Annotated in this window: 7 protein-coding genes; 5 read left to right on the forward strand and 2 right to left on the reverse strand. The window is 63.0% G+C overall.

The genetic code is table 11. The features are described from left to right. The 3 genes from AC5DC2_RS18705 to AC5DC2_RS18715 form a co-directional block, all read left to right on the forward strand. On the forward strand, positions 1–329 hold a 329-nt coding region (locus tag AC5DC2_RS18705), incomplete at its 5' end, for a hypothetical protein (RefSeq protein ID WP_491699555.1). Continuing rightward, positions 250–1,434 (forward strand): NnrS family protein, encoded by a 1,185-nt coding sequence (locus AC5DC2_RS18710; RefSeq protein WP_491699556.1) that lies wholly within the window; start codon positions 250–252, stop codon positions 1,432–1,434. The genes AC5DC2_RS18705 and AC5DC2_RS18710, both read left to right, overlap by 80 nt. Before the next feature lie 196 nt (positions 1,435–1,630). Then, the gene (locus AC5DC2_RS18715; RefSeq protein ID WP_491699557.1) at positions 1,631–2,074 is read left to right on the forward strand and encodes an RrF2 family transcriptional regulator; all 444 of its coding nucleotides are present in this window, start codon (positions 1,631–1,633) and stop codon (positions 2,072–2,074) included. Positions 2,075–2,288: 214 nt separating this feature from the next. Here AC5DC2_RS18715 and AC5DC2_RS18720 read toward each other — a convergent pair whose 3' ends face one another. Together AC5DC2_RS18720 and AC5DC2_RS18725 are read right to left on the reverse strand one after the other, a co-directional pair. Beyond that, positions 2,289–3,245: an alpha/beta hydrolase family protein gene (locus AC5DC2_RS18720; protein ID WP_491699558.1), complete on the reverse strand. Its 957-nt coding sequence runs from the start codon at positions 3,243–3,245 to the stop codon at positions 2,289–2,291. Positions 3,246–3,282: 37 nt separating this feature from the next. After that, the gene (locus tag AC5DC2_RS18725) at positions 3,283–4,041 is read right to left on the reverse strand and encodes an SDR family oxidoreductase (protein ID WP_024706812.1); all 759 of its coding nucleotides are present in this window, start codon (positions 4,039–4,041) and stop codon (positions 3,283–3,285) included. A gap of 99 nt (positions 4,042–4,140) precedes the next feature. Here AC5DC2_RS18725 and AC5DC2_RS18730 point away from each other — a divergent pair, with 99 nt between their 5' ends. Then, complete coding sequence (locus AC5DC2_RS18730; RefSeq protein ID WP_491699560.1) at positions 4,141–5,028, forward strand: cupin domain-containing protein; 888 nt, start codon at positions 4,141–4,143, stop codon at positions 5,026–5,028. An 81-nt stretch (positions 5,029–5,109) separates the two neighbouring features. After that, positions 5,110–5,359: hypothetical protein (locus AC5DC2_RS18735; RefSeq protein ID WP_491699559.1), on the forward strand; the 250-nt coding region annotated here is incomplete at its 3' end.

Genomic DNA, 5,359 nt, shown 5'->3' on the forward strand with positions numbered 1-5,359 from the left:
ATTCGGACGCACAAAGGAGGCTTTCAGCTATCGAATCCAGGCATCGCGCTTTCCCAATCTCCGCTACCAACCTGCGTCAACTTGACCCGCCGGGCGGACGGACATTGACCGGCGAGACAAAAGATGAATATAAAATGCATGTTTTATTCCGGCTCGCTCGCCACTCGCCGGCCCATACTGACCGGTGTGCCCGTGTTCCGCTCAACCCGTACTCAACCAACATGATTGCCGAGACGAACAATGACGACAATGGCAAGACTGCGCGCATGGCAAGGACCGGCGATTTTCAGCTATGGCTTCAGGCCGTTTTTCTTCTTCGGCGCGCTTGACGCCGCCCTGCTGATCGCGCTCTGGGTGCCTTGGTATCTGGGCTTTATCCAGGTGCCAAGCATGTTCACGCCCGTGTCATGGCATGTCCACGAACTGCTTTACGGCTATGTACCGGCGATCATCGCGGGCTTTCTTCTGACGGCCGTTCCCAACTGGACGGGCCGCCTGCCGGTCGTCGGCCGGCCGCTTGCGGGCCTGTTCGGCCTCTGGCTTGGCGCGCGGGCTATCGTCGGCTTCTCCGCTTCGCTCCCGCCAGCACTTGTCTATCTTGCGGCTCTCGCCTTTCCGCTGGCGCTGATCGGTTTTCTGGCGCGGGAAATCCTCGCCGGGCGCAACTGGCGGAACCTGAAGGTGATCGTGGTCCTTTCGCTGTTTACCGCCACGCAGATCCTGTTTTACTACGAAAACATCCGCTACGGCACGTCGGTCTATGCCGAACGCGCCGCCATTGCCCTCATCATCATGCTGATCCAGATCATCGGCGGCCGGGTGGTCCCGAGCTTCACCCGCAACTGGCTCAAGAAGCAGGGCTCTCCGGCGCTGCCGCCTGCTTTCGGCGAATTCGACCGGTTCGTGATGGTGATGAGCGCCGCCGGTCTTGGCGCATGGATCGCGTTTCCCGCATTTGACATAGAAGAGCCGATGCTGGGCTTGCTTCTGATGGCCATCGGTGCCCTCAACCTGTTCCGACAATGGCGCTGGCGACCTCTGAAAACGCTGGCCGAGCCGCTGGTCTTCATCCTGCATCTTGCATTCCTGCCGGTCAGTCTCGGCTTCGTGTTCTCCGGCTATGCTGCCTTTACGGGAAGCGCCGGCGCGGAAAGCGCTGCCATACACTGCTGGACCGTCGGCGCCATCGGCGGCATGACGCTTGCGATCATGACCCGCGCCAGCCGCGGCCACACCGGCTATCCGCTGACGGCGCCGCCGGCGACGGCGGCAATCTATCTGGCCATCGTGATCGCACTGGTCCTGCGTCTTGCCGCTGCCTTCAATCCTGGCTGGACGTTCTCGTTGATGCCTTTAGCAGGACTGGCATGGGTTCTCGCCTTTGCGGGCTTCTGCCTGGTCTACGGTCCAATGCTGTTCAGGCCCCGTAACTGAAACGGTCTGAGCCGGCCCAGCGACGGAAAGGGCGTGATGGCGGTTGCGCGCGGATCTCGAGCAGAAAATTCGTCATGGTTTGATCCGTCTCCCGACGAAAGACATCGCCGATATATGATACTACCGACATAGGACGCGCGTCCGGATGCGGAAGATCCTCCGCATTCAGCCGCCGCAGCCTCCAGGGAGCGCGCCGATGCGTCTGACAACCTTTTCCGACTACGCGCTGCGCGTGCTGATGTATGCAGCTTCGGCCGGCGACCGGCTGGTCACGATCGAAGAGACGTCTGCGGCCTATTCGGTCTCGAAGACCCATCTTATGAAGGTCGTGAATGCGCTGACCCGAAACGGATATCTGATCAGCATTCGCGGTCGCTCCGGTGGCTTCCGGCTGGCGCTGCCGCCCGAGCGGATCAATCTCGGCGCTGTCATCCGCGCGACAGAGGCCGATTTCGCGCTTGTCGAATGCTTTGCGACCGGAAATCAGTGCGTGGTCACGAAAGCCTGCAAGTTGCCAACGATACTGAACGAAGCGCTCACATCCTTCCTCGGCGTCTTCGATCACTACACCCTTGCCGATATCGTCCTGTCGCCTCAGGTCTTCGGGCCGGGTTCACCGGAGCGGACCTCCCCGTCATAAGGCGAAACGACGAGACGGCTTTCCTATCCGTCGCGTCGCCTTGCGGGAACAGGAGGGGCCGGCGCATTTCCGCCTGTCCGTCGAAGCTGGCGGGCGGCGCGGATGAATGGCGTCACCAAGCGCCGCCGATCGCCGCGTGAGGCAATCTGCCGCCCTCGGCATCACGGCTCCACGCCGCGCGGGGCGGGAGCCGCTTGCGGTACGGCTCCGCCCGTTATTGCGTTGCCGGTCTTTGGGAGATCACATGCCCGAGCGAGGGTGCGGACTGTTCGAGCGCCGCGCGGCTCTGCATCCAGGCATCCGGATCGACGCCAAGGGCCGTCCGGAGCCAGGCGAGCGTGAGGCGTTTCAGCGCTTCCAGCACATCAGGCGCCTCGGTCTCCGTCTCCTTCGCGTCCAGGCCCGCTATGCCGCCAAGCCCGTGGCCAACACCATGGAGCGTCAGGAGATCGCCGTCCGTTCCCCTGGCGTCATGAAAGGCGTCGGCGTGCCATTCCGGGCCGCGCGGCGTGAAATGCGGATTGTCCGCATCGCCGCAAACGACGAGGGTCCGGGCCGCAATCGTTGAGAAGTCGACGTCGAAGAACGGGAAACGCGCGGCGTTTTCCTCTGTCAGATCGTTGCCGCCGCGCCCGGGCGCGGCCAGCAGCATTCCGGCGGAAATCCGCGGATCGGAGAAATCCTCACCATGCAACTTCGCGCCTAGCAGCAGTGAAACGGTGTGTCCGCCGAAGGAATGGCCGACCGCCGCGATGCGCTCCCTGTCCAGCCTGCCGGCAATGCCGGCTGCCTGTTGCTCCACGTCGTCCAGACGGTCGAGAATGAGCTGAAGTTCCGCTACCCGCTCGCGCCAGAAGAACGGCGCGCCATCTGCATCCGCCGGCAGGCCGCCGACGCGGGAGCTGGCATGGGTCGGCTGGATCACCGCAAATCCGCGTTCCGCCCAGAACTGTGCAAGCGGCGCATAGCCATCCTTCGAGGGGATGTAGTGCGACGGGCCAAAACCATGGGACAGGAGCACAATGGGAAGCCTGTTCCCGCTCGCATGGGCCGTCAGCCGCAACTCCAGCGGCTGACGGCCGCCCATTGCGAGGCGGATAGGCGTATAGGCAACGGTCAGCGCCGCCTCCGGCGCGGGGAGGTGCCGCGCGAGATCGATCAGATTGTTCATGGGTCAAGCTCCTGAATGGGCTGCGTGGAAGACGGGATCAAGCCGTGGCGCGATCTTCTTCGTTGAACAGCGCGCGCGCGTCCGCGCCTGCGGGGATCATCATCGGCGCGTTCTCATCCGTCACGGCCAGCCAGACGGCCGCGGCGACATCTTCCGCCGTCGTGACCAGGGGGCCGGAGCGAAGCGTTGCCAGATAGTCGTGAACGAAGGCGGTATAAGGCTCGGGGATGTCCATGCCCATGCGCGCCACGGCATTCTTGCCAAAGTCCGTAGTTGGCGCCGAGCCCGGCAGGACCAGACGCGCGCGCACACCGAAGAGACCCGCCTCAAGGGCGAGGCTCTCGGTAAAGGCATTCAGCGCCGCCTTGCTGGCACTATAGACCGAAAGGGCAGGCAACGGCTTCAGTGTGACGCTGGAACTGATATTGACGATGACCCCCGCGCCGCGCATCCGCAATTGCGGCAGAACCGCCCTGGTCACAGCGAACGCGCCGAAAACATTGGTCTCGAACAACTCCCGGACCTTCTCCATGTCCGCTCCCTCAAGCACATTCAGCATGCCGACGCCAGCATTGTTGACCAGTGCGTCGAGTGGTCCTGCCGCGGCGACAGCGCTCTCGATGCTCTTCGCATCGGTTACGTCGAGCGGCAGGAGCTGAAGCTTGTCCGAAACAGGCAATTGATCGGATTTCGGGTCGCGCATGGTCGCCGCGACGTCCCAGCCTCTGGAAAGGAAGGTCCGGGCGATGGCGAGTCCAAAGCCGGAAGAGGCGCCGGTCACGAGTATCCTGGGCATTCTCATATCTCCTGATAATGATGTTGCGCCAAGATGGACTTGCTTCTCCGGACATTCTATATCTATATGTCCGTCGTCTTTTATCAAAAGTCCGAAATCGTGATCGATCCCGTCGCAGAAGTCGTCTCGTTGCTCAAACCGATGCCCTCTATCGCCAAGCAGGTGACGGGCGGCGGACAGTGGCTTGTGGAACGCACCGACCTTGGCAGCCCGTTCTATTGCGCCGTGGTCGATGGCGAATGCCTTCTGACCGTCGCCGGCAGGATGCCCATGGTGCTGGGGGCCGGCGACTTCGTCCTCATTCCGGAGGCTTACGCCTTCACGATGAGCAGCCTTCAGCCGCCACCGCGCGGGGCGCTTGCGCAACGTCTTGAGACCAGCCCCGGTGTCTTCAGGCTGGGCGATCCCGCAGCGCCTGTCGAAATCCAGGCAATGGTCGGCCATTGCGCCTTCCGCGCCAACGACAAGGCGCTTCTCGTCTCGCTGCTGCCCGACCTCATCCACGTGCGCGGTGCGGAGAGGCTGATACTTCTGGTGCGGATGATCAACGAGGAAACCGGCGCCAGACGAACCGCGCGCGCGATTGTGCTCTCGCATCTGCTGGAAGTGCTTTTTATCGAGGCGCTGCGATCGGCGGGCGGCGGCTATGCAACGCCAGGTCTTCTGCGCGGCATGGCCGATCCCCAGCTCGCCCCGACGCTCCGGCGCATCCATGAGGATCCGGGGCGCGGCATCAGCGCCGGAAGCCTTGCGAAAGACGCCGCAATGTCCCGGTCGACTTTCTATGCCCGCTTCCAGCGCGAGATTGGCGTGACCCCGATGAACTATGTCACGGGCTGGCGCATGGCCCTTGCAAAGCAGCTTTTGCAACAGAGGGTCGCAACAGCGGAAATCGCCCAGCGGGTCGGCTATGCTTCGGTCAGCGCCTTCAACACAGCCTTCCGCCGCCATGTCGGCATGTCACCCGGCACCTATCAGCGGAGTTGATGCCCGGCCCGCTGACCCGGACGACCTCCGCCAACGCGGCGCCTATGCGGTTGGCGGATATGATTGGAAGGGTCTACTGCCGTGGCAGACCATTCCCGCGTGGCGCGGTGTATCGAGCGAAACGAATGCGCCACCCGCGGTGAAGCTCGTGTCATCCCGATGGTCGATATGCGTGCCGGCGAACTGGGTCAGATCCTTGTGTTGACGGAGCGTCCAGCTGTTGTAACGGCCTTGAGAACGACAAAACCCGCCGCGGCTGCGACGGGTTTGATTTTCTGGTTGCGGGGGCAGGATTTGAACCTGCGGCCTTCAGGTTATGAGCCTGACGAGC

Source organism: Martelella sp. (assembly GCF_984369615.1).